Raw genomic sequence first — 21,652 nt, 5'->3', positions numbered from 1 at the left:
TATTTCTTCATTGTGTGTTCTGTTAAATGTGGACTATCTCAATTGTTGCGGTTGATACTTGTCCATGTCGTCATAATCTAAGTTTTCACCAGCCATCCCCCAGATAAAGCTGTAATTCTGTGTCCCTGCACCAGAATGGATTGACCACGGTGGCGAGACCACAGCTTGCTCATTATGAATCCATAAATGCCGCGTTTCTGTTGGCTCACCCATAAAGTGGCAGACCGCTTGCTCTTGAGGTATTTCGAAATAAAAATACACTTCGTTACGACGATCATGTTGATGAGCTGGCATGGTATTCCACACACTACCGGGCTTAAGTTCAGTTAAGCCCATTTGCAATTGACACGTTTGTACCACTGTATTGATAAGCATTTGGTTGATATTACGCTCATTCGATGTCTCTAAACTTCCTAAATGAAGTACATTAGCATCTTGTTTAGTAACGTGTTTATTTGGGTAACTGTGATGCGCAGGTGCTGAATTTAAGTAAAATTTAGCTGGGTTTTTAGCATCATCACTGCGAAAAGACACTGATTTGTTACCCCGACCTAAGTAAAGTGCATCTTTATAGTCTAATGAGTAAGTTTCACCATCCGCTGTAATACTACCTTTGCCCCCAACATTGATAATGCCCAATTCGCGACCATCAAGAAAATGGGCCGCTTTTAAGTTATCTAATGTTTCAAGCGTTAATGCGTTATTTAAAGGTACTGCACTGCCAACCATAAAACGTTCATAGTGGGTATAAAGCCAATACACTTTGTCTGCTTGCATTAATTTGTCGACTAAAAACTCGTTTCTCAATTGCTCAGTGTCAAACCCCTTTACTTCATTTGGGCCTACTGCGTAACGTGATTCAATTTCTGTGTTCATTGTTTTATTTTCCTACTAACGTGCTAACCATCCGCCATCAACTGCCAAAATATGTCCATTGACATAATCACTGGCTCGTGATGATAAAAAGATTGCGGTACCAATTAAATCTTCAGCTTCTCCCCAGCGCCCTGCTGGGATACGTTTTTCTATTTCGCTATTACGCCCAGGATCATCCTGAAGCGCTTGCGTGTTATCTGTTCTAAAATACCCAGGTGCTATCGCGTTAACCTGAATGTTATATTGTGCCCATTCATTTGCTAAGGCTTTGGTAACGCCTGCAATAGCATGTTTACTTGCTGTGTAAGCGGGCACAGTCATTCCGCCACTGTATGACAGCATGGATGCAATATTGATAATTTTACCTTGACCCTTTTCGATCATTTTCGGTGCAAATGCCTGAGCAAGTAAAAAGCTGGCATCAAGGTTAACCTTTATCACCTTTTGCCATTCATCGTAGGGGTAATCGATAGCGGGACTTCTAAAAATGGTGCCACCCACATTGACCAGAATATCGATGCCATCATTAACCGACAACGCCTGTTCTGCTAATGCTGACACGCTTTTGGCATCGCTCAAATCAGCGGCAATATCCCATGTTTTCGATGCGCTTTTAGCTATTTCGCTGCATGTTTCTTCGCAACCATGCTCACGACTACTGCTACAGATCACATCAGCCCCGGCAGCGGCTAATCCCATTGCAATTTGCTTTCCTAAGCCACGGCTCGCGCCTGTTACTAAAGCCGTTTTCCCCTTTAAATCGAATAGCTGTGTTGTCATAAAATTAACCTTTTTATCTGTTAACTCTCTGTATCAGACTCTTCAAATAAGATGATACAAAAGTTTGAATGCCTGTTTTAACACCACTTTAATAAACAAGTTGTAAAAAACATTCACAAAGTTGTTAATAGCCATTCTTCGCTACCGGTGGCAATTTGTCAAATTTTATTTGCCACCGGTGGCAAATATGTCTAAGATGTAAAAATCAACACGCCAATTAAGGTTAAAAATGGGTCAAATGTATGTACACACTAAATAGAAAAAACGTCAATAAAAACAAATACCCGACGACTATAATGCAATTCGGTGAGGGGAATTTCTTACGCGCTTTTGTGGATTGGCAAATCGACAAATTAAATGAACAAACAGGTTTAAACGCGGGTGTCGCCATTATTAGACCAATTGATTACGACACATTACCGCTACTTAATACTCAAGATGGTCTCTATACCAGTATTATTCGAGGCATTAATGAGCAAGGTGAATCGGTATCTAATGAACGCATTATTAGCTGTGTAAACGAAGAAATTCCTATTTATAAAGAATTCGATAAATATTTACAGCTCGCAGAAAGTGAAGATCTAAAGTTAATTTTTTCTAATACAACCGAAGCAGGCATCGAGTACATTAGCGAAGACTCACTCACTGATATGCCAGCAAAAGCCTTCCCTGCGAAATTAACTCAATGGTTATTTCACCGCTTTAATCACTTTAACGGTGCAAGTGATCGCGGCATGATCATCATTCCTTGTGAACTAATTGATTATAATGGTGAAAAATTAAAAGAAATTGTCCTCAAGTACTGCCAACTATGGGATTTACCCAGCGAGTTTGTTAGCTGGCTTAACGAGCATAATTATTTTTGCTCATCGTTGGTTGACCGCATCGTGACGGGCTTCCCACGTGATGAACATCAACACTTGCAAGAACAATTTGGCTACTACGACAACTTCATGGTCACAGCTGAATATTTTCATTTATTTGTTATTCAAGGGCCGCAACATTTAGCTGACGTATTATGTTTAGAAGGCAGTGATGTCAATATTAAAATTGTTGACGATATAGCCCCTTACAAACAACGTAAAGTCGCTATTTTAAACGGTGCACATACTGCGATGGTGCCTTTGGCCTATATGGCAAATATCGACTCTGTGGGCGAAGCGCTCGCCTCACCATTAATCGAGAAATATGTAAGTAAACTGATTTTTGACGAGATTATTCCCACGCTATCTTTACCTAAAGATGAATTGCAGGTATTTGCCAATGATGTGCTTAATCGCTTTAGAAATCCGTATATTTGTCATTTACTTATGTCGATATCACTGAATAGTATGACCAAATTTAAAACGCGATTACTGCCGCAGTTAGAGCAGTATATTGTAGATAATAAAACCGTTCCAGCACTTATTGCGACAGCAATTGCGGGGCAAATTTTGTTTTACCGCGGCGAGCGTAATGGTCAACCCATTGAGCTCTCAGATAGTCCTGAGTGGATCACTTTATTCAAATCCCTGTGGCAACAGCACCAAGATGGTGCGATAACATTGAAAGAACTTGTCAGCAGTGTGCTTGGCGCTAAGTGGCATTGGGATAAAGATCTCAATGAACTGACAGGATTGACTGTTCTAGTAACAGAACAGCTTAACAGCATGCTTACGACCTCTGTTGAAGAGACACTATCAAAACAAGTGGAATTATAATCATGGCACAGTTATTAAGACTTCATAATACTGATGATGTTGCTATTGCCCTGAGCCCAATTAGTGCGGGTGAACACATTGAGTTTGAAGACTTCTCGTTCACCGCATTAGACGACATCGAAAAAGGACATAAAATTGCGTTAAAGCCAATTTCAAAAGATGACCGTGTTATAAAATATGGCGCTCCAATTGGTTTTGCTCTTGAAGATATAAAACAAGGTGCTTGGGTTCATACCCACAGCATTAAAACGACCCTGCATGATGAGTTAGAGTATCAATATCAGCCTGAATTTGTCAGTCAAGCTCCTGCTGAGCCCTCTCCACCCGTGAATATATATCGCAGAGCGAATGGCGAAATTGGTATACGTAACGAAATTTGGTTGATTCCAACGGTTGGCTGCGTCAACGGTATGATCAAACAAATGAAAGATGAGTTTCTACGGAATCACCCCGATCTTGGCATTGACGGAGTTCATATATTTCCTCATCAATTTGGGTGTTCACAGTTAGGTGACGATTTAGAAACCACGAGAATTTTACTGCAAGATATGGCATTACACCCTAATGCCGGTGGTGCATTAGTTGTCGGTTTAGGATGCGAGAATAATCAGCTTGCCGCCTTTAAAGCGGGGTTAGGTGATATTGATGAGAATCGAATAAAATTTTTAGTATCTCAGCATTCCGATGACGAAGTAGAAGATGGTGTCGCGCTGCTAGAACAAATTTACGATGTAATTAAACATGATAAACGTGAACCCGGTCTGCTGAGTGAAGTAAAGTTTGGTCTTGAGTGTGGTGGCAGTGATGGTTTATCCGGTATCACAGCAAACCCAATGCTAGGTTATTTTTCTGATTACTTAATTGCTCAAGGTGGAACGACCGTACTGACCGAAGTACCCGAAATGTTTGGTGCAGAAACCTTACTAATGTCTCGCTGTAAAGATGAAGACACCTTTAACCAGCTTGTCAGCATGGTAAATAATTTTAAAGGTTACTATAAAGCGCATAACCAACCCATTTATGAAAACCCGTCTCCGGGTAACAAAAAAGGCGGCATAACTACATTAGAAGACAAATCGTTGGGCTGTACTCAAAAAGCAGGTACCAGCAAAGTACAGGCAGTGCTTGATTATGGTGAACGATTAAGTACTCCAGGACTCAATTTACTCAACGCCCCCGGCAATGACCCCATTGCCACCAGCGCACTTGCAGCTGCAGGCTGTCATATTGTGCTCTTTACCACCGGGCGAGGTACGCCTTACGGTGGTTTTGTGCCTACCTTAAAAATAGCCACTAATTCAGAGCTTGCGAAAAAGAAAACCCGCTGGATCGACTTCGATGCTGGTGTGCTGGTGAATGGCAAATCCATGCCTGAAGTTCATCAAGAATTTGTCGATTTGTTGGTGGATGTAGTGAATGGTAAACCGACCTGTAATGAAGTGAATGATATTCGCGAAGTAGCCATCTGGAAAAAAGGAGTAACCCTCTAATGTCAAAAAAGAAAATTGCCATTATTGGGGAATGTATGGTGGAGTTGTCAGGGGCTATTTTTGGCGAAATGCAACAAAACTTTGGTGGCGATACCATGAATACAGCCATTTACATGAAAAAATTGGCAAGCGAACGCATTGATGTCAATTACGTCACTGTGATGGGAGAGGATGCGTTAAGCCAAGCAATGATTGCTCGCTGGCAAGACTACCAGGTTAACTGTGACACCGTATTAACCGACAGTAACAAGCATGCTGGTTTATACATGATCCAAACTGACGCCCATGGCGAACGCACTTTTCAATATTGGCGCAATGATTCTGCGGCAAAATACCTCGTTCGCCATGCTAAATTTGCTGATATTGTTAGCCAGTTAAAAGCGGTCGATGCAGTTTATTTGTCGGGTATTTCACTCGCAATTTTGCCCATCGATGACTGTAATGTTTTACTAAATGCTTTGGCTGATCTAAAAGTTCATGGTGTTAAAATTATCTACGATAGTAACCACCGGCCAACGCTTTGGGCATCTCAATCTCATTGCCAACAGAGCAACAACCGTATGTATCAGCTTGCTGATTTAGCCTTGGTGACATTTGAAGATGAAGCCCAAATTTGGGGCTTTAACAACCTCACAGAATGTCGTGAGCACTTGCATCAACAAGGTGTAAGGCAGCTGGTCATTAAAACCGGTGAAAAGGGCTGTCAATACAGTGAAAATAGTCACAGTATTGTCAATCAGTATGATGCCAGACTGGTAGATAATGTTGTTGATACCACTGCAGCAGGTGATTCATTTAATGCGGGGTTTTTAAGTTATTGGTTGCTAGACCATGACATTGCAAGCTGTGCAGAGGCTGGAAATCTCGTTGCAGGACAGGTTATTCAACAACGAGGGGCCATCGTTCCAATAGATAACTCAATACTAAACAGCACACTTTAGGAGACAAGTATGCGTTTATTTTTATCATTGCTCGTGGGGTTATCTATTGCGCAGAGTGTTTTTGCTGCGACGCCTGCAATTGGTACCGAGCCTGTCACATTTATGCATGTAGAAAAAAATAATAAGCATGCCTATAACAGCATTCAAGCTGCAATTAATGCGAGTAGCCCCTATAAAGAGGTGGTGATCACTGTTGCAGCTGGTGAATACAACGAAAAACTGTATATCACCCGCAGTAACCTCAGTATTGTCGGTGAATCCGCCGCTAATACTATCATTCGTTACGCACAGTTGAGGAATAGTTGGCGAGAACACAATGACAGTGACTGGGGAGCTGCCGTGGTTAATATCACTGGCAGTGACATAACACTCGCCAATATCTCCGTTATCAATGATTACGGAAAAATTCATAACACACTTGAACATCAGTTTGCGATCCGCGGCTTTGAAAACGCATCACGAATCATCTTTCATCAATGTGACGTACAGGCCTATGGTGCTGATACAGTGAGTCTTTGGAACAAAAAAGAGGGTCTTTATTACCACTCTTACTGCTCTTTCACTGGGGCTACAGATATGGTTTGCCCAAGAGGTACCGCCCTCATTGAGCATTCTCAATTTTACAACTTAAAACAAACCGCGACTCTTTGGCATGATGGCGAATTGAGTAGCGAACAAAAGTTTGTTGTTGCTAATAGTGAATTTAATGGCGTAGAAGGCTTTTGGCTTGGCAGACATCATTATGATGCCCAGTTTTATTTATTCGGAAATCAGTTTTCTGATAACTTAGCAGATAAACCTATCTTTAAAAAAACCTATGCGGATAAGAAAAGAGACCAACCAAATCGTTGGGGATCCCGTTATTTCTTCGCCAATAACAAAGCCCCGTATGCTTGGTTAGATGATAACTTCCAACCGAAACAGCTAAATATAGAAGAAAACAACCTTGTTGACTGGGTTTTCAAAGGCGAATGGCAACCCAAACAACAATTGCAGATGCTGAAACAACAGCTGGCTACTCAAAACTTTAAAACTGATGCATTTCAGTTGAAATAAGTTGCGTTAACTTTAGAGTGCATGCTTTGGGTTTCAATGTCACTGTAAGTTATATCGTTACTCACCTCTCACAGGTATGCACTCAACCTCGTTCGATAAATATGAGTGTGGCATAATTACGCCACACTCATCTTACTCATCACATTTAAAAGTTAACACCCACTGACAACCAGTAGCGACGACCGTCTTCTACATAACCATACTCTGCCTCTGATATTTCTTTATCGAATAGGTTATACACACCAAAGCCAAGTGTAATTCGTCGGCTTAAATCATAGTTACCCCCCATGTCTGCCAAAGTGTAGTCTGGTGCAATTAAGCTACTTTGCGATGGACCTGTCGTAGGTTGGCTTTCTTCACCGCGATAATGCACACGCAGCCACGTTCCTAGTTTATCTACTGGGCGCCAATTAAGTGAGGTTTGTAAAATGTGTTTAGGTAATTGATTAAGTGGACTGCCTTTGTATTCACCGGTTTTTTGCTCAGATTCGGTGTAGGTGTAATTAGCACTCACATCAAGCTCGCTGGTAATATCGTAAGAAACCGACAGCTCAAACCCTTGTGTTACTGCTTCATCAACATTGATATAAGTTGTAGGCAGAGAACCAAACTGATTCGGACCATCTGTACATTGCGTTAATGGGCAAGAAATACGCGTAATTTTATCTTTAAACTCGTTGTAGAACACCGTACTTGAGAGCGATAAATCGCGACTGATATCATAATAAATCCCCATTTCGTAGTTTACGGACTTTTCAGGGATTAAGTCTGGGTTACCATAAATATTACCACCACGGCTTACCTGTCCCCACGCTGGAGTAGATTGGCGAATATTCGGTGCTCTAAAGCCTGTTGAAATTCCCCCTTTCACAGTCAGCGACTTAGTGGCATTGTATACACCATATAAACGCGGACTAAAGTGACCCGCAAAGTTACCATCATGATCATAACGAAGCCCAGTGGTCAGTTTAAATTGCTTTGATGCAGACCATTCATCTTCTGCAAACACCGACCATTGCTCGTTTTCCACATGCGTTAAATCACTGATGCTATTACTCGTATAATCATCCAGTTCTTCTTTTAAATACGCCGCACCAACGCTTGCATTATGATTGGTAAATGGCAGTGTCCAGCTTGTTTGCGCGTCGGTATTTTCGACATACATTTCACGCGAGGTGTTATCAAACTTATCGTATTTTAGATAGCTGCGCGATGAGCCAAAATCGTAAAAGCCATTATGGCTAAGCGAATAAGTTTCTTGGTCGTACTCTGTGGTTGACGACTCAGGACACCCCCGTCGGCCACAGCTTTCACCTTGCGCTAAAGGCGCGACGGTTTTACCTAAAGTTTCATCCAGTTTTTGTTTTGCCGAGCCCACCTCAAACATAATTTCGTGGTTATCTGATGGCGTTAAAATAAACTTCGCTTTGATATTGCTTTGCTCTTTACCTCGAAAGCCAGCAACAAAGTCATCTTCATCACGCTCAGAGAACTGCCCTGAAAGCTGAACTCCTAGCAACTCTGGAATTAAGCCACCCGCGGTAAAAAAACTACCTTGATTAATGTTGCCAGATTCGCTTGATTCTTGAATGGTGCTGTCTAAACGCAGTTCGCCATACCACTTTTCGGGTGTTTTACGGGTTATAATATTGATAACCCCACCAATCGCATCAGAGCCATACAGTGATGACATAGGGCCACGAATAACTTCGATTCGGTCAATGGCTGAAATAGGGGGTGTCCATGCCCCTTCAACACCTGGGCCATCACTGTTTGGACGAGTTTCGCGAGAGGTTTGACGTTGGCCATCAATTAAAATCAAAGTGTACTGGCTTGCCATACCACGCAAACTGATATCTTTTCTATCACCACCACCGGTCACAACCACACCGGGTACGTCGGTCATGGCATCTGTTAAGTCACGGTAAAAACGCTTTTCTAGCTGCTCACGATCAATCACGCTAATACTTGCAGGTGCCTCTTTTAGCATTTGCTCATACCCAGATGCAGAAACAACAATCACTTCCATGTCTTGTTTTTTATCATCAGCGTATGCAAAATGAGATAGGCCTGCTAAGACAGCAGCGGTGAGAGGTAAAACAGAAGGAACAACCCTCGTCATAATAATACTCCGTGACTTTTCGTTTATAAATGATAATAATTAGCGTTTGCAATATTAATGAGAAGTCCCCGTTTTAACAATTTACGATTTCTTAAAACTGAATTAAGAAGGCCTGAACAATGAATTCCAAGCTAATCAAAACACTACGCGTATTTTCTCGTACTGTTGAAACAGGCAATATGAGCAGTGCTGCTGCTGAGTTATCAATGACGACATCGGCTGTAAGCCAACATATAAAACAATTAGAACAGGAAATCGGGTTAAGTTTATTTAATCGCAGCCCGCGAGAGTTGACGCTGACCGAAGCCGGTCATTTGTATTATCAAAGCTGTTTAAAGATGCTGGCACTTGCAGATCAAGCCAGCACGCAATTACAACACTTACAAAGTAAACCCAGTGGCGAATTAAAGTTAGTCGCCCCCGTCGGTTTTGGTGGAGGGCTTTTAAGTGAACCGCTCGAGCGCCTAATAAACGAGTTTGATGATTTACGTATTCAGTTAATTTTAACTGATGAGCCAATCGATATGATAAAAAGTGGCGCAGATTTAGCCATTGCAATAGGCCCATTAACAAACTCAAATCTGATTGCACGAAAGCTCGCAACCTGGCCGTTAAAGCTCTGCGCCCACAGAGATCATCCTATCGCTAAGTTTAAAAAAGTCAGTTGGGATGATTTACATCAGTTCGCCCGTATTTCACATACATACGCCGACAGCAATGCATTTAATCCACTAACGCTTGAAAGTAAACCGCTGCCCAAGGCAAAAATAAACGTTAATAACATGCAAAGTTTAATTGCGCTGGTCTGTGATGGGGTCGGTTATGGCGTGTTGCCAGAGCCTGAAGTGAGGCACTTATTAAGAACAAAAGAACTCATCGAAATCGCGCCCGAATGGGCCATGCCAAACTACACCGTGTATGCAGTTACTCCAGCAAGAGACAGCTTAGCTGCAAAAACCAAAACAGCGATAGAAACCATAAAACACTGTTTTAATGATGTATCGAAACAGGTTGAATTTGTTGATTAAGGCCAGTACGGATAATACCAATTCGCTAAAATAAGCGCGTGGGTATTATCCAAGTGCGAGCCAAACACCTACACACATCATAAGCGCACCGGCAATACGATTTAGCCATTTTAAATTGTCGCCTTTATCTAAAAATAACCTCAAGCTTTTACCACCCGTGGCATAAATTAACATACAGATAAACTCACTCAGCATAATAATGCTTACTAATACAGCAAGCTGCGGGGCAACGGCTAAATCTACATTTATAAAAGGGGGCAAGAGTGAAATCATAAACGCCCACCCTTTTGGGTTTGCGATGGCAGTGATATAACCTTGTGAAAACAGTTGTCCGCGCCCTATTTGCTGCTCGGTTTCATTTTCGGGCTTAAAACTGGTTTTTGCGCGCCACATATTGACTCCAAGATAAATAAGGTACGCACCGCCAACATATTTTAGTACCGCAAACAACGCAGGATAATTAAGCATAATACTGGCAACCCCCACAACAGCCGCAATTGCCACCGTTGCCACGCCCAGCACTTCACCCACCATCATCCACAATGTGCGCCTTACCCCCACACTCATACCCAGAGTCATCGCTAAAGTCATGCACATACCTGGTGTAATAGACACAAAAAAGAAGGTAGGAATAAAAACCGCAAGTACTGCTAAATCGAGCATAAACCAATCACATCATGAATACTGAAAAATAGGAAAGCGATTTAAACACATTCAATTAAATAAGCAAACAAACACGCGATTACTCACATTTCAATGCGCTAAAGCTCATGAAAACTGGTAATGCAATATTAATATAGGGAGCTAGTTATCCCACGATCTTCGTTACTAAAATATAAGCTACCAAAAAGCCTATATCATTAGCTTGGGCAACACATTCTATTGCAGCAAATAATCAAGCCAGATCATTATTACATACAGCGCGACCACGAGTAGTCATTGTATCGGACTCCATTTCTTGGGATAGCGATGGCTATTGCACAAGCGCTTCATCTTCAGTCAACTAAACTCAGCTCTACTTTATAGCTTCGATAAGTACAGACACTATAACTAATTTTCCGCGTGAAACTGAATTTAGTATTTTACCTAAACAGCAATGACCCCTGTGATCACTGCAAACTTGTTGCGCTGAGCTTTTACCTTCTCTGTAAAATACCTATGAGTGCTCTGTAGCTTTATCTGACGGGATAATTTAATTGAAGAAAGATTCGAATGTGCAGTTTGAGAGAACAATTAAAAAATTCATCACTCATCACCAAAAAAAGACCATTGCCTGATGAGCAATTCCGTAAGCACGACTAACGACTCACAAAAACAATATACACGTTGGTCAATCTCATTATTTAGCATGTAAAAATAAACAAAAAGACATAATTAATTCCAAAATAAAAAACAATCAGAAAAACAATTCCCCAAAAAAGGGTTAAATAGATTGAACAATACCAATATTTAAATTAACGTCGTTAATAGAATATCAACAAAAAAACACTGGGAACATCAATGAAAAACACTCTATTAACAAAACAAACTATTTTAACCACTGTGATTTTAGGTCATTTATATGCAGTTCCAGCAATAGCGATGGATACAGAAGATAAAATTGAAAAAGAGGAAAATCTAGAAGTAATAACGGTTACTTCGCGTAAAAAACTTGAAACAATCCTAGAAATACCTATGAGTATTTCAGCGGTATCTGCAGTTGAGATTGCCAATCGAAACTACCTTGATGCATCTGATATTTACCGTACTTTAGCTGGTGCTGCAGCACCTCGTGGTCAGTTAATTTTAAGAGGGTTAAGCGGAGGGAATAGCGCATCGCCAGATACAACAGCCATATTCACTGATGATATCCCGTATGAATTTACAAACCTCACAGATGTTGAGCGAGTTGAAGTATTACGCGGCCCACAAGGTACATTATACGGTTCGAATGCAATCGGTGGTACGGTTCGCGTTATCACTAAAAAACCACAATTAGATGAATTTGAGTTATTTGGTACGATTGAAGGCTCAAGTGAAAATAATGTAGATGGTTTTGACAGCAGCTTATCTTTAGGTGTTAATGTACCTCTATTAGAAGATACCCTTGCATTAAGAGTGACAGGTAATATAACCAACGATGTCCGTCCTTATGTCAATCAAGCAACAGGACAACAGAGTAAAAGTCAAAGTAGTTTTATTCGAAGTCAATTATTATGGCAACCAATTGATAATTTAGCACTTAACTTCACCTATGTGCATGATGAGTATTCTGCTAATGGCGCAACATTGGGAGATACCTCAAAGCCAGGATATTACTATGAATTATCTTATGATGAAGATGCTTCAGCTAAGTACGGTTATGATATCTCAGACACTAAAATAACATGTGATCCGACATTTAATCGCCCAGATTGTATTCAAGGTGGTGGATTTATTCATGGTGCTGATGATAAATATGCTCTCTATAATTTACTCGATGGTTGGGATAAAGAGTCTACAAATTTATATAGCTTAACTGTTGATGTTGATAATATAGCCGACGTTGCTTCATTAACTTATGCTGGTTCATACCGAAAAGTAAAATCTGATTCGCTGGATGATTGGTCTCGTTTAGATGCTTCTGATATGTTTAAAACATGGATAATAAACGATCAAGAGCTGTCCCGCGTTACCCATGAAATTAGGCTTCAGAACTTCGATTTAAATAGCAATTTAAGTTGGACTGTCGGTGCTTATTGGGATAAATCATGGCGACCTGACTCTCCAGGTCATCAATGGCAATATATTGAAAGCGGTGACAGGACAGCAGCTGCTGCACTTTACTGGTGGGGGGACGATGCCCAGCAAATCGGTTTAGATAACTTTGACGATCCTAATAAAATTTGGAATTATCATGTGTTCAGCGAGTGGGCAAAAGAGTTTGCGCTGTTTGCAGATGTAGCGTACCAAATTGAAACAGACGATTTTGGCAATATTGAGTTAAATGCGGGTATTCGCCATTTCAATTTAGAAGATTTTGAACGCACTGAAGAAATTGGTGTGTGGTCAAACGATAAAACACTGATAGGCGGTGAAGAACAAGGAAATCGCTTTAAATTTAGCGCTTCTTGGCAACCTACTGATGACTATTCAATTTATGCTCTTTACTCTGAAGGATACCGCCCAGGTGGTAACAATAGCCCACTAGCCGCAGCGTGTGTAAATGATGTTAATGCTAAGAATCGTAAAGCTCGCTTCACATCTGATTCAATCGATAACTATGAAGTTGGCTTAAAAGGCTCATTATTCGATGGTAAGTTCAACTTTAGTTCTGCTATTTATCAAATAAACTGGAGTGATATTAAGACGAGTATTTACATGGATTCTTGTGGGTTCTCTTATACCGCAAATGCAGGAAAAGCACGTTCAAGAGGGCTTGAGTTTGAGTCAAAAGCAAGCTTAACAGATACTATAGCATTAATTGTAAATGCCTCTTATACCAACTCTGAACTTACTGAAGATAATGAAACAATCGGTGGCGTTAAAGGTCAAGAAATGACGATGGTGCCTAAATATAATGCTTATATCGCAATAGATAAGGAATTTGACATTAATAACAAGCCATTCTTTATTCGTGGTGACGTCTCAGCATATGGTAAATACAACACGCACTTTGATACCAAACCTGGAGATGAAGTGCCTGGTTATGAAGTATTTAACTTATCAGCTCGTTATGAGGTCAACGAAAACGTGAAATTAAGCGTTCACTTAAATAATGTCTTCGATAATGATGCGATTAAGTATAAAAGAGATCGAAGTCGTAGTAATAGAACAACCGCTCAAAAATACATAGATTTTTTACCCGAGCGTAGCATTGGCATACGTTTAGATTACAACTTTATGTAAATAACAATTAAAGAGTCAATGCCGCTTTCTAAGCGGCATTATTTTTTCAACAATTAATTCTAGGCAGCTCAAACTCGTTAAATCGTAATTGGTAATACTGACCACCATTAACTTCAGCTTTAGCCTCTCAAAAAATCCCCGCTAAAAGGCGGGGATTCTTAATATAAGTATTTTGCTAATTACTGAGTGACACCTTCAGCAGCAACTGGCTCTGCTTGCTTTTCATCACTTAATAAGTATTTATCTAGCCATTGCTCTTGCTCCCAAAGCACATGCAATAAGCTCTTACGGGCACGGTAGCCGTGGGCCTCATAAGGCAACATAACTAAACGAGCCTCTTTGCCAAGGCCTTTTAATGCGGCGTACATGCGCTCGCTTTGCATTGGAAACGTGCCTGAATTTGGATCTTCTTGGCCGTGTATCATCAACATAGGTTCATTGATTTTCTCAGCATGGAAAAATGGCGACATTGCGGCATATACATCTTGAGCTTGCCAAAAATCGCGTTCTTCACCTTGAAAACCAAATGGCGTTAATGTGCGATTGTAAGCACCACTGCGGGCAATACCCGTTTTAAATAAGTCGCTGTGTGCTAGTAAATTGGCCACCATAAAAGCACCATACGAGTGACCAGCAATCGCTATTTTGTCTTTATCGGCAATGCCTTTTTCAACCAATACATCAACAGCGGCTTGCGCACTCGATACGAGCTGAGTACGGAAAAGGTCATTCGGCTCTTTACCATCGACACCTACAATTGGCATTTTAGGGTCATCAAATACCGCAATCCCTTTTGCAAGGTACGGCATAGGCCCCCAATACCCAATGTAAGTAAACTCATACGGTGATTCGCGCACTTGCGATGCCACCGCTTTATCTTTGTATTCAAGCGGGTAAGCCCACATCAGTACAGGTAACGTTCCTTGGGTTTTGTCATAGCCCGGCGGCAAGTAAAGTGTGCCACTAAGTTCAACACCATCCTCTCTCTTATAACGAATAAGCTCTTTAGTTACGCCTTTAAATTCAGGGTAAGGATGCTCAAACGTTGTTAATTGAGTGAGTTTGTCGTTATCTAAATCACGAATAAAGAAATTTGGTTGCTCTGTTTTTGATTCACGTATGGTGATCAAACGCTCGCCTTCATCGTCTAACATCGCACGCACACGCTCGTAATAAGGTGCAGCTGATTGCCAAACACGGGTTGTTGAGTTTGTTTTTACATCGTAACGGTCTAAGAATGGGATATTTCCTTGCTCAGACGCCCCATTACCACGGAAATAAATATAACGACCGCCAACCACTTTGATGACACTTTCACCTAAGTCGTTTTTCTCGTAGATTGGGTAACCTGGATCTTTATAAGCATCATTGTAACTGCGCTCAGAAAAGAGCACGCGATTTTTATCGGCATTTCGAGGTTGTATAACAAATGTGCGTATTTGTCTGTCGCTAAAACGCCATTCAGATAATAAAGCAACATTGTTACTGCCCCACTCTATTGAGTCGAAGCGACGCTCAACTTTAGCAAATAGCTTAGGTTCACGTTTAAACGGAGCGCGCAAACTATAAAGGTAATCATGGTGCGCTACGTCTGTTTTCATATCGCCACCGTCTTGTGCTTCTGCCCAAATGACTTCGGCACCTTGGTCTGAACGCCACTGAAAATCTCGACGGCCAGTACGAACGCTGTCGTAACCTTGGGGAATATTGTCGGCTAGCGGCTGTTTTGCCAGCTCAGCCAAGGTGTAACCGCGCATTCCCCAAATTTGCCATGTAGCAGCAAAGCGTTGGTATGGAACTTGGTACGAAAAAGGCTCATCGATCATACCCACCAAAATATTGGTTGAATCGGGCGATACTGAAAACGACTTAATTAACCCAGCTTGACCAATTGGCTGCGCTTGGCCGCTCAATGGAATATAAGTAAGCTGACTTTGACCAAAAAACTTAAACTGCGCTTCATCGAAGGGGCTGCTTAATAAATTTTGATAAGTGCGCGCAGGTGCTTTTTCACCTGTACTTTGTTGAATTACCGGAACGACAGCCGTGCTGTCATTGGTTAAACGGGTTTTACCTAAATTAACAGCCGCATTTGCAACGATAGCACTGCTATCGGGTAACCACATGTAAGGAGTACGCGTTAATACTGAGTTTAACGGCGTATCACTGAGTTGCCTTGCTTGTTTTGTACTGACGTTATAAACCCATAAATTGGCACTATTTTTTTGTTCAATCACAAAGGCTAAGTATTGACTATCGCTTGACCAACTGGGCGAGCGAATTAAACCATTGGGTAAACCCGATACCGTAATTTCACTCCCTGTTTCAACATGCTTTAGCACCAGAGACGTAAATATAGCGCGCTCACGTGAGCGCGAAAAATTGGCAGGATTGAGTTTAATTCCGGCGAGTTTTAGTTCTTCTTTCGCAAGATCTTGTAGGGTATCAATACGTTTTCTATCAAATAATGCCAACCACTCGGCATCATTTGATAAATAACTACTGGGTGCTAATTTAGCATCGACAACCGAAGCCAAGGCAGGTGAAGGTGTTTGATACCCTTCATTGGCAAAACTTGAAGTACAAACTGACACGCCAATCATCAGCGTAAAAAGCAATTTTAATGCTTTCATGTTAGTTCCTTTTTTCGTTTTTATTTCCGACTAAGAAAATAGTTTAAGACATTTTATAAAGAGTTTCGACTCTTTTGGCAGCTAATCAGTGACTTAAATCACTAAATTACGCTAATATAAGCACACTATATTCGCTACTTTTCGCTAAACAAAAATGAAAAAATCAACGGGCAAAGTCACTATTTGGGACGTAGCCAAAGAAGCGCAAGTATCAAAATCTACCGTGTCTTTGGTTCTCACTAACAGTGATAAAGTCAGTAATAAAAGTAAAGAAAAAGTGCTGACTGCCATCGATAAGCTTGGTTATGTATATAACCGAGACGCCGCAGCACTTCGAAGTAAGCGCTCGAATCTTGTCGCACTGGTAATTAATGACCTAACCAACCCCTACTCAGCGCAACTAGCAGTAGGCTTGGAGAAGCATATTTACGATTTAGGAATGCTGCCTATGTTGGTAAATATTGCCGAATGTGTAGAAAGACAAAAGCAAGTTGTAAAAACTCTAAAAGAATACAATGTGTCTGCTTTTATTATGTGCCCGGCCCCTGGCACCGAACAAAGCTGGCAAGATGACCTGATTAATAGCGGCTTTCCTGTAATTAATATAATGCGTGAGGTTCCCTTTTCGGCAGCACCGTGCGTTTTACCCGACAACAAAAAAGGCACTCATATTGCTACCAGCCATATCCTGTCGCAAGGTATTGAAGAAATTGCTTTTTTAGGTGGTGTAGATGAAATATCAGACTACCATGAGCGACTGAGTGGTTTTTTATCGGCGCTTAAACAATTTAATATAAGCGAAGACAAACGTGTTATTCAGGCACAAACAAATCGTCAAGGTGGCCGCGAAGCCTTCAACAGTTTGATCAAAAAATCCCCGCATATCAAAGCGATTATTTGCTTTAACGATGTGATTGCTTATGGTGCCATTGAAGCAATGCGCCAACATGGATTAGAACCGAGCAAAGACATTAAAGTTGTTGGCTTTGATGATCTTGAAGACTCGCGATTAATGCTACCATCGCTCTCAACCATTGCAATAAATGCCGATGAAATTGGTAAGCGCACTTGCCAAGTTTTAAAAGAACTTCTTAATCAATCGACACCACCTGTCCGCACTTTGGTGGATGTCAATTTACAAATACGAGACTCAAGTCAATGAAAAAAGTGTTAGTGATCGGCTATGTATGGCCAGAGCCAAACTCCTCTGCCGCCGGCACCCACATGATGTCGCTATTGCGCGCCTTTCGAGCACAAAACTGGCAAGTCGAGTTTGCCAGTCCAGCGCAAAAAACAGAGCACATGATTGACCTTGCAAACGAAGGCATAACCAGCCAAGTCATTGCCCTAAACTGCGCCAGCTTTGATCAGTATGTACAAGCTTATAATCCCGATATCGTGATGTTTGATCGCTTCATGATGGAAGAGCAATTTGGTTGGCGTGTAGATAAATACTGTCCCAATGCATTAAAAATCCTCGACACAGAAGACTTGCAATGCTTAAGAAACGCTCGCCACGAGGCACATAAAGCAGGACGTGCATTCAGCTTTGCAGACTTACACAGTGATATTGCCAAACGTGAAATAGCTGCTATTTTGCGCTCAGATATTAGTTTGATCATCTCGCACTATGAAATGCAATTACTAAACGATGTATTCAACGTTGATAGTGCGTTATTGCATCACTTGCCATTTTTAGTCGACTTAAAAGCGCTTCCGACCAACACAAAACCCTTTAATGAGCGCCAGCATTTTATGACGATTGGTAACTTTCGCCATGCCCCAAATTGGGATGCAGTCCTTTACTTACAACAAATCTGGCCGTTGATCCGCAAGCAACTACCTGACGCCGAATTACATATTTATGGCTCTTACCCACCGCCTAAAGCAACGGCACTTAATAACCCTAAAACAGGATTTTTAATAAAAGGCTGGGCAGATGATGCCTATAAAGTGATGGAAGATGCTCGCGTATGCTTATCACCACTGCGCTTTGGTGCCGGTATTAAAGGTAAGTTACTGGAAGCGATGATCATGCAAACGCCGAGTGTCACCACCCCAATTGGCAGTGAAGGCATGCACCTAAACGAGCCGTGGCCAGGTACAGTTTGCGAAAATGCAGAGCAATTTGCCGACGCCGCCGTAGCACTTTACAAAGATGAATCTGCGTTTATTCAAGCTCAGCAATATGGCAAACAGTTATTGCAAAAATATTATGATAAATCAAAACTTGAAGCGCAATTAATGGCTAAAATTGAACACGTCAGTGAGTCACTGATAAGCCATAGACACAACAATTTCACAGGGCAAATGCTGAAACATCACACAATGCGTTCAACACAATATATGGCGCAATGGATTGAAGCAAAAAATAAGTAAATTACCCCTAAATAACACTAGACATAGTAGCGTTTGTCGCTAAAATCGCGCTGGTAAATTTAAGCTTTATAGTCTGCTTTGCAGACTATATCTTATTGAAATTTGGTCTATCCTTAACTGAACAATTTAACCTTTGGTTCAAAACGCCTTTGAAAAACGCAACGTTTACTGAAAAACGAAAATTTATCGTTAAGCTGGGTAAAATGCTCCATAAATATGGCACACCAGCATATCGACTTGAAGCGCACTTAATGGAAGTCGCAACATATCTTGGCCTAAAATCCTCCTTCGTCATGTCGCCTACTTCAGTGACGTTTGTGATCTGGACAGATGGCCACGAAGAAGAGTACACCCATGTTGCACGCGTTGATCCGGGTGATCATGACTTAGGCTCGCTTGCTGATACCGATGATCTGGTAAATAAAATGCTCAATGGCGAGTTAACCTTGCAAGAGGTTGATAAACAGCTCGACATTATTTACACCATGCCAAACCCTTACAACAAATTTACCACTGGCGTTGCGTTTGCAACATCAGGTGGTGCATTTGCAATGCTAATGGGCACCAGTTGGAATGATGTATTTTGGTCTGCACTGCTGACTTTAGTGGTGTATTTATTTGTTCTTTGGTCAACACGTTCTAAACGCGTTGCTCATATGCTTGAACCATTAGTGGCCATTGTTTCCGCTATTTTAGCGTGTGCAGTGAGTGTGTACCTCGATGCCGAAATTAATATTCGGTTAGTTGTTCTCTCTGCCATTATTGTGTTTATACCGGGGCTTGCTTTAGCGTTAGGCTTTGCCGAACTTGCAGCGAGGCATTTGGTGTCGGGAACAGCCAGAGTCATGGATTCCTTTATGTTGCTGTTTAAACTCTATTTTGGTGCTTTTATTGGTATTGGTATCGGGTTTGCGATTTTCGGACAAGCCGATTTTGTGCAACCAGAACCATTACCCAAGTGGACCGCATGGCTGGCTATTTTCATGTTATGTAGCAGCTTAATCGTGATATTTAGAACCAAGCTTAAACATGCGCTATGGTCAATTGCATCAGGTTTTATTGCATATGGTACAAGCATTGGCTCAGCAATGTATCTTGACTACACCTTGGGTACATTTGTAGGGGCATTATCGGTTGGTATTTTTAGTAACCTGTTTAACCGTGTTGCGAATGCACCTGCTTCTATCGTCGCCATGCAAGGATTAATCGTGTTAGTCCCGGGAAGCAAGACCTACATTGGCCTAAACTCGCTGATTGAAGGTCAAGATTTTGTGTACGCCGAGCACATAGGTCAGCAAACATTCTTGATTTTTATGTCGTTAGTAGCGGGTTTAATTTTCGCCAACGTTGCGCTGCCACCGAAAAAGAGTTTGTAATTTATATAAGCCCGAGTTTACTCGGGCTTTTTGGTTATTGGCAGCCGTAAGCAAGCGTGTAAAGTCAAGAAAACACCCCTTCTAAAGAAAACCAAATTCGCCAAGGATTAAAGCTTCGCATTAAAAACGAGGTTACTGCATAACTGATACAAACAAAATATGTAGGTGCCCCGCGACAATTTAAAATTTCCTTCTTTGTGTTTATTCTCAGCTTCTTTTAATCAGTATCGAATCGTTTTTAAATTTGCCAACTTTTTCATCTTAAAGTTGTGAATGTCCGCTATTTAATTATCTAAAAAACAATAAGTAAATTTAACTCATTAAAATAACCAACAAAAATAAAAATAAAAAACACTAATAAATCAAAACATTAAACAGAACAAAAGTCTAAATTTAATTGATTTTTAACATTTCACAACTTTTCATTCAAATTCAAGACTCCCCAATCAAGAAAAGCGTTTAATAACCACTCAAACTTTATGACAGCGCTGCCTTTTGGCAGAGCAAGAAAAATAAGCACGCTATACGTTGCGTTAGTTTGACACCAGTTAAGTGCTCTGTGTATGCCGCTAAGCACTTAAACCTAAATGATAAAACACAAGTTCGAATTCAAGGGGATCGACAATGTTGAACTTAAACAAGAATAAACTCAGTTTAGCGATCAGTTTGTCATTATTAAGTGCGGGCGTAGCTTCACCTGTATTTGCTAATGAAACTGGCCAAGCCACCACTGATGAAGTAGAAGTAATTCAAGTTCGCGGTATTCGTGGCAGTGTCGTCAAATCACTAAATACTAAACGCTTTGCAAACTCTATCGTCGATGCAGTGACATCAGAGGATATTGGTAAGTTTCCAGACCAAAACGTTGCAGAATCACTGCAACGTATTACTGGTGTATCGATGAGTCGTGCCTTTGGCGAAGGTGAGCGGATAAGTATTCGCGGTACATCAGAAAACCAAAACCGTACTCTTTTAAATGGCCAAGCCGTTGGCTCTGCTGATTGGTGGGTTGATTCTTCAGCAAGCCGAGGCTTTAACTACACGATGCTTCCTTCTGAAATTGTCTCTGGATTAGAAGTGTATAAATCACCTGAGGCTGATATTGATTGTCTCGTCCTAAAATACGTTGACGGTTTTAATTGAAGGCCAGTAGCTTTTGCTCCTGGTCTTTTTTATGCACTTGGTTTGGGGTTTCCATGCCTAAACTCAAATGCGGCCTCATTTCATTGTATATTACTATTGATTCTTCGACGAGTTCACGTAGCTCTTTCAGATTTTGGCATTTATAGAGTAAGAATTCTTGCTTCAATATGCCATTAATGCGCTCCGCCAATGCATTTTGATAGCAATCATAGCCATCGGTCATCGATGGAGTAATGCCATTTTCATTAAGCTTTACTTGAT

Annotated in this window: 15 protein-coding genes and 1 pseudogene; 10 read left to right on the top strand and 6 right to left on the bottom strand. The window is 41.1% G+C overall.

The window, feature by feature from the left end:
• Positions 1-33: 33 nt before the first annotated feature.
• Entirely contained in the window at positions 34-876 is an 843-nt protein-coding gene (kduI, locus tag LPA49_RS15800; RefSeq protein WP_036972286.1) for a 5-dehydro-4-deoxy-D-glucuronate isomerase, read from the bottom strand.
• Between the two features lie 15 nt (positions 877-891).
• The gene (gene kduD, locus LPA49_RS15795; RefSeq protein ID WP_118845217.1) at positions 892-1,656 is read right to left on the bottom strand and encodes a 2-dehydro-3-deoxy-D-gluconate 5-dehydrogenase KduD; all 765 of its coding nucleotides are present in this window, start codon (positions 1,654-1,656) and stop codon (positions 892-894) included.
• A 242-nt stretch (positions 1,657-1,898) separates the two neighbouring features.
• Here kduD and LPA49_RS15790 point away from each other — a divergent pair, with 242 nt between their 5' ends.
• From LPA49_RS15790 to LPA49_RS15775, 4 genes are read left to right on the top strand one after another with little or no spacing between them, the layout of a single operon-like run.
• Complete coding sequence (locus tag LPA49_RS15790) at positions 1,899-3,356, top strand: tagaturonate reductase (RefSeq protein ID WP_230237114.1); 1,458 nt, start codon at positions 1,899-1,901, stop codon at positions 3,354-3,356.
• Between the two features lie 2 nt (positions 3,357-3,358).
• Positions 3,359-4,846, top strand: a complete 1,488-nt coding sequence (locus LPA49_RS15785) for a UxaA family hydrolase (RefSeq protein ID WP_036972290.1) — start codon at positions 3,359-3,361, stop codon at positions 4,844-4,846.
• Complete coding sequence (locus tag LPA49_RS15780) at positions 4,846-5,787, top strand: sugar kinase (protein WP_036972291.1); 942 nt, start codon at positions 4,846-4,848, stop codon at positions 5,785-5,787. Before LPA49_RS15785 ends, LPA49_RS15780 begins: the two co-directional genes overlap by 1 nt.
• Positions 5,788-5,796: 9 nt before the next feature.
• A complete protein-coding gene (locus LPA49_RS15775; RefSeq protein ID WP_230237111.1) occupies positions 5,797-6,843 on the top strand; it encodes a pectinesterase family protein in 1,047 nt (348 codons plus the stop codon).
• A gap of 145 nt (positions 6,844-6,988) precedes the next feature.
• On the opposite strand, the gene LPA49_RS15770 is transcribed toward LPA49_RS15775, so the two are convergent.
• The gene (locus LPA49_RS15770; RefSeq protein WP_230237108.1) at positions 6,989-8,965 is read right to left on the bottom strand and encodes a ligand-gated channel protein; all 1,977 of its coding nucleotides are present in this window, start codon (positions 8,963-8,965) and stop codon (positions 6,989-6,991) included.
• 119 nt (positions 8,966-9,084) lie between these two features.
• Here LPA49_RS15770 and LPA49_RS15765 point away from each other — a divergent pair, with 119 nt between their 5' ends.
• Positions 9,085-9,993: a LysR family transcriptional regulator gene (locus LPA49_RS15765; protein WP_065978962.1), complete on the top strand. Its 909-nt coding sequence runs from the start codon at positions 9,085-9,087 to the stop codon at positions 9,991-9,993.
• Positions 9,994-10,038: 45 nt separating this feature from the next.
• On the opposite strand, the gene LPA49_RS15760 is transcribed toward LPA49_RS15765, so the two are convergent.
• A complete protein-coding gene (locus tag LPA49_RS15760; RefSeq protein ID WP_230237107.1) occupies positions 10,039-10,656 on the bottom strand; it encodes a LysE family translocator in 618 nt (205 codons plus the stop codon).
• A gap of 837 nt (positions 10,657-11,493) precedes the next feature.
• On the opposite strand from LPA49_RS15760, the gene LPA49_RS15755 reads away from it, so the two are divergent.
• Positions 11,494-13,860 (top strand): TonB-dependent receptor, encoded by a 2,367-nt coding sequence (locus LPA49_RS15755; protein WP_230237106.1) that lies wholly within the window; start codon positions 11,494-11,496, stop codon positions 13,858-13,860.
• 179 nt (positions 13,861-14,039) lie between these two features.
• Here the strand turns inward: LPA49_RS15755 and LPA49_RS15750 are convergent, their stop codons facing one another.
• Complete coding sequence (locus LPA49_RS15750; protein ID WP_118845205.1) at positions 14,040-16,493, bottom strand: prolyl oligopeptidase family serine peptidase; 2,454 nt, start codon at positions 16,491-16,493, stop codon at positions 14,040-14,042.
• A gap of 154 nt (positions 16,494-16,647) precedes the next feature.
• Here LPA49_RS15750 and LPA49_RS15745 point away from each other — a divergent pair, with 154 nt between their 5' ends.
• The 4 genes and pseudogenes from LPA49_RS15745 to LPA49_RS15730 form a co-directional block, all read left to right on the top strand.
• Positions 16,648-17,655, top strand: a complete 1,008-nt coding sequence (locus tag LPA49_RS15745) for a LacI family DNA-binding transcriptional regulator (RefSeq protein ID WP_230237104.1) — start codon at positions 16,648-16,650, stop codon at positions 17,653-17,655.
• Positions 17,652-18,872 (top strand): glycosyltransferase, encoded by a 1,221-nt coding sequence (locus LPA49_RS15740; protein WP_074988719.1) that lies wholly within the window; start codon positions 17,652-17,654, stop codon positions 18,870-18,872. Before LPA49_RS15745 ends, LPA49_RS15740 begins: the two co-directional genes overlap by 4 nt.
• Before the next feature lie 149 nt (positions 18,873-19,021).
• Positions 19,022-20,248, top strand: a complete 1,227-nt coding sequence (locus LPA49_RS15735; protein ID WP_036972924.1) for a threonine/serine exporter ThrE family protein — start codon at positions 19,022-19,024, stop codon at positions 20,246-20,248.
• A 624-nt stretch (positions 20,249-20,872) separates the two neighbouring features.
• Positions 20,873-21,355 (top strand): annotated as a pseudogene (locus LPA49_RS15730) (TonB-dependent receptor plug domain-containing protein); the annotation flags it as partial.
• Positions 21,356-21,383: 28 nt separating this feature from the next.
• Here LPA49_RS15730 and LPA49_RS15725 read toward each other — a convergent pair.
• Positions 21,384-21,652: integrase core domain-containing protein (locus LPA49_RS15725; RefSeq protein ID WP_230236436.1), on the bottom strand; the 269-nt coding region annotated here is incomplete at its 5' end.

It is taken from the genome of Pseudoalteromonas sp. MB41 (assembly GCF_020966275.1).
Lineage (GTDB): Bacteria > Pseudomonadota > Gammaproteobacteria > Enterobacterales > Alteromonadaceae > Pseudoalteromonas > Pseudoalteromonas lipolytica.
Note: the sequence above shows the minus strand (reverse complement) of the source record. Positions and strands in the feature narration are given on the sequence as shown.

What these genes read in the sequence shown, in the direction of transcription:
- kduI (WP_036972286.1), bottom strand. Translation starts at nt 876, where the DNA reads ATGAACACAGAAATTGAATCACGTTACGCAGTAGGCCCAAATGAAGTA.
- kduD (WP_118845217.1), bottom strand. Translation starts at nt 1,656, where the DNA reads ATGACAACACAGCTATTCGATTTAAAGGGGAAAACGGCTTTAGTAACA.
- LPA49_RS15790 (WP_230237114.1), top strand. Translation starts at nt 1,899, where the DNA reads ATGTACACACTAAATAGAAAAAACGTCAATAAAAACAAATACCCGACG.
- LPA49_RS15785 (WP_036972290.1), top strand. Translation starts at nt 3,359, where the DNA reads ATGGCACAGTTATTAAGACTTCATAATACTGATGATGTTGCTATTGCC.
- LPA49_RS15780 (WP_036972291.1), top strand. Translation starts at nt 4,846, where the DNA reads ATGTCAAAAAAGAAAATTGCCATTATTGGGGAATGTATGGTGGAGTTG.
- LPA49_RS15775 (WP_230237111.1), top strand. Translation starts at nt 5,797, where the DNA reads ATGCGTTTATTTTTATCATTGCTCGTGGGGTTATCTATTGCGCAGAGT.
- LPA49_RS15770 (WP_230237108.1), bottom strand. Translation starts at nt 8,965, where the DNA reads ATGACGAGGGTTGTTCCTTCTGTTTTACCTCTCACCGCTGCTGTCTTA.
- LPA49_RS15765 (WP_065978962.1), top strand. Translation starts at nt 9,085, where the DNA reads ATGAATTCCAAGCTAATCAAAACACTACGCGTATTTTCTCGTACTGTT.
- LPA49_RS15760 (WP_230237107.1), bottom strand. Translation starts at nt 10,656, where the DNA reads ATGCTCGATTTAGCAGTACTTGCGGTTTTTATTCCTACCTTCTTTTTT.
- LPA49_RS15755 (WP_230237106.1), top strand. Translation starts at nt 11,494, where the DNA reads ATGAAAAACACTCTATTAACAAAACAAACTATTTTAACCACTGTGATT.
- LPA49_RS15750 (WP_118845205.1), bottom strand. Translation starts at nt 16,493, where the DNA reads ATGAAAGCATTAAAATTGCTTTTTACGCTGATGATTGGCGTGTCAGTT.
- LPA49_RS15745 (WP_230237104.1), top strand. Translation starts at nt 16,648, where the DNA reads ATGAAAAAATCAACGGGCAAAGTCACTATTTGGGACGTAGCCAAAGAA.
- LPA49_RS15740 (WP_074988719.1), top strand. Translation starts at nt 17,652, where the DNA reads ATGAAAAAAGTGTTAGTGATCGGCTATGTATGGCCAGAGCCAAACTCC.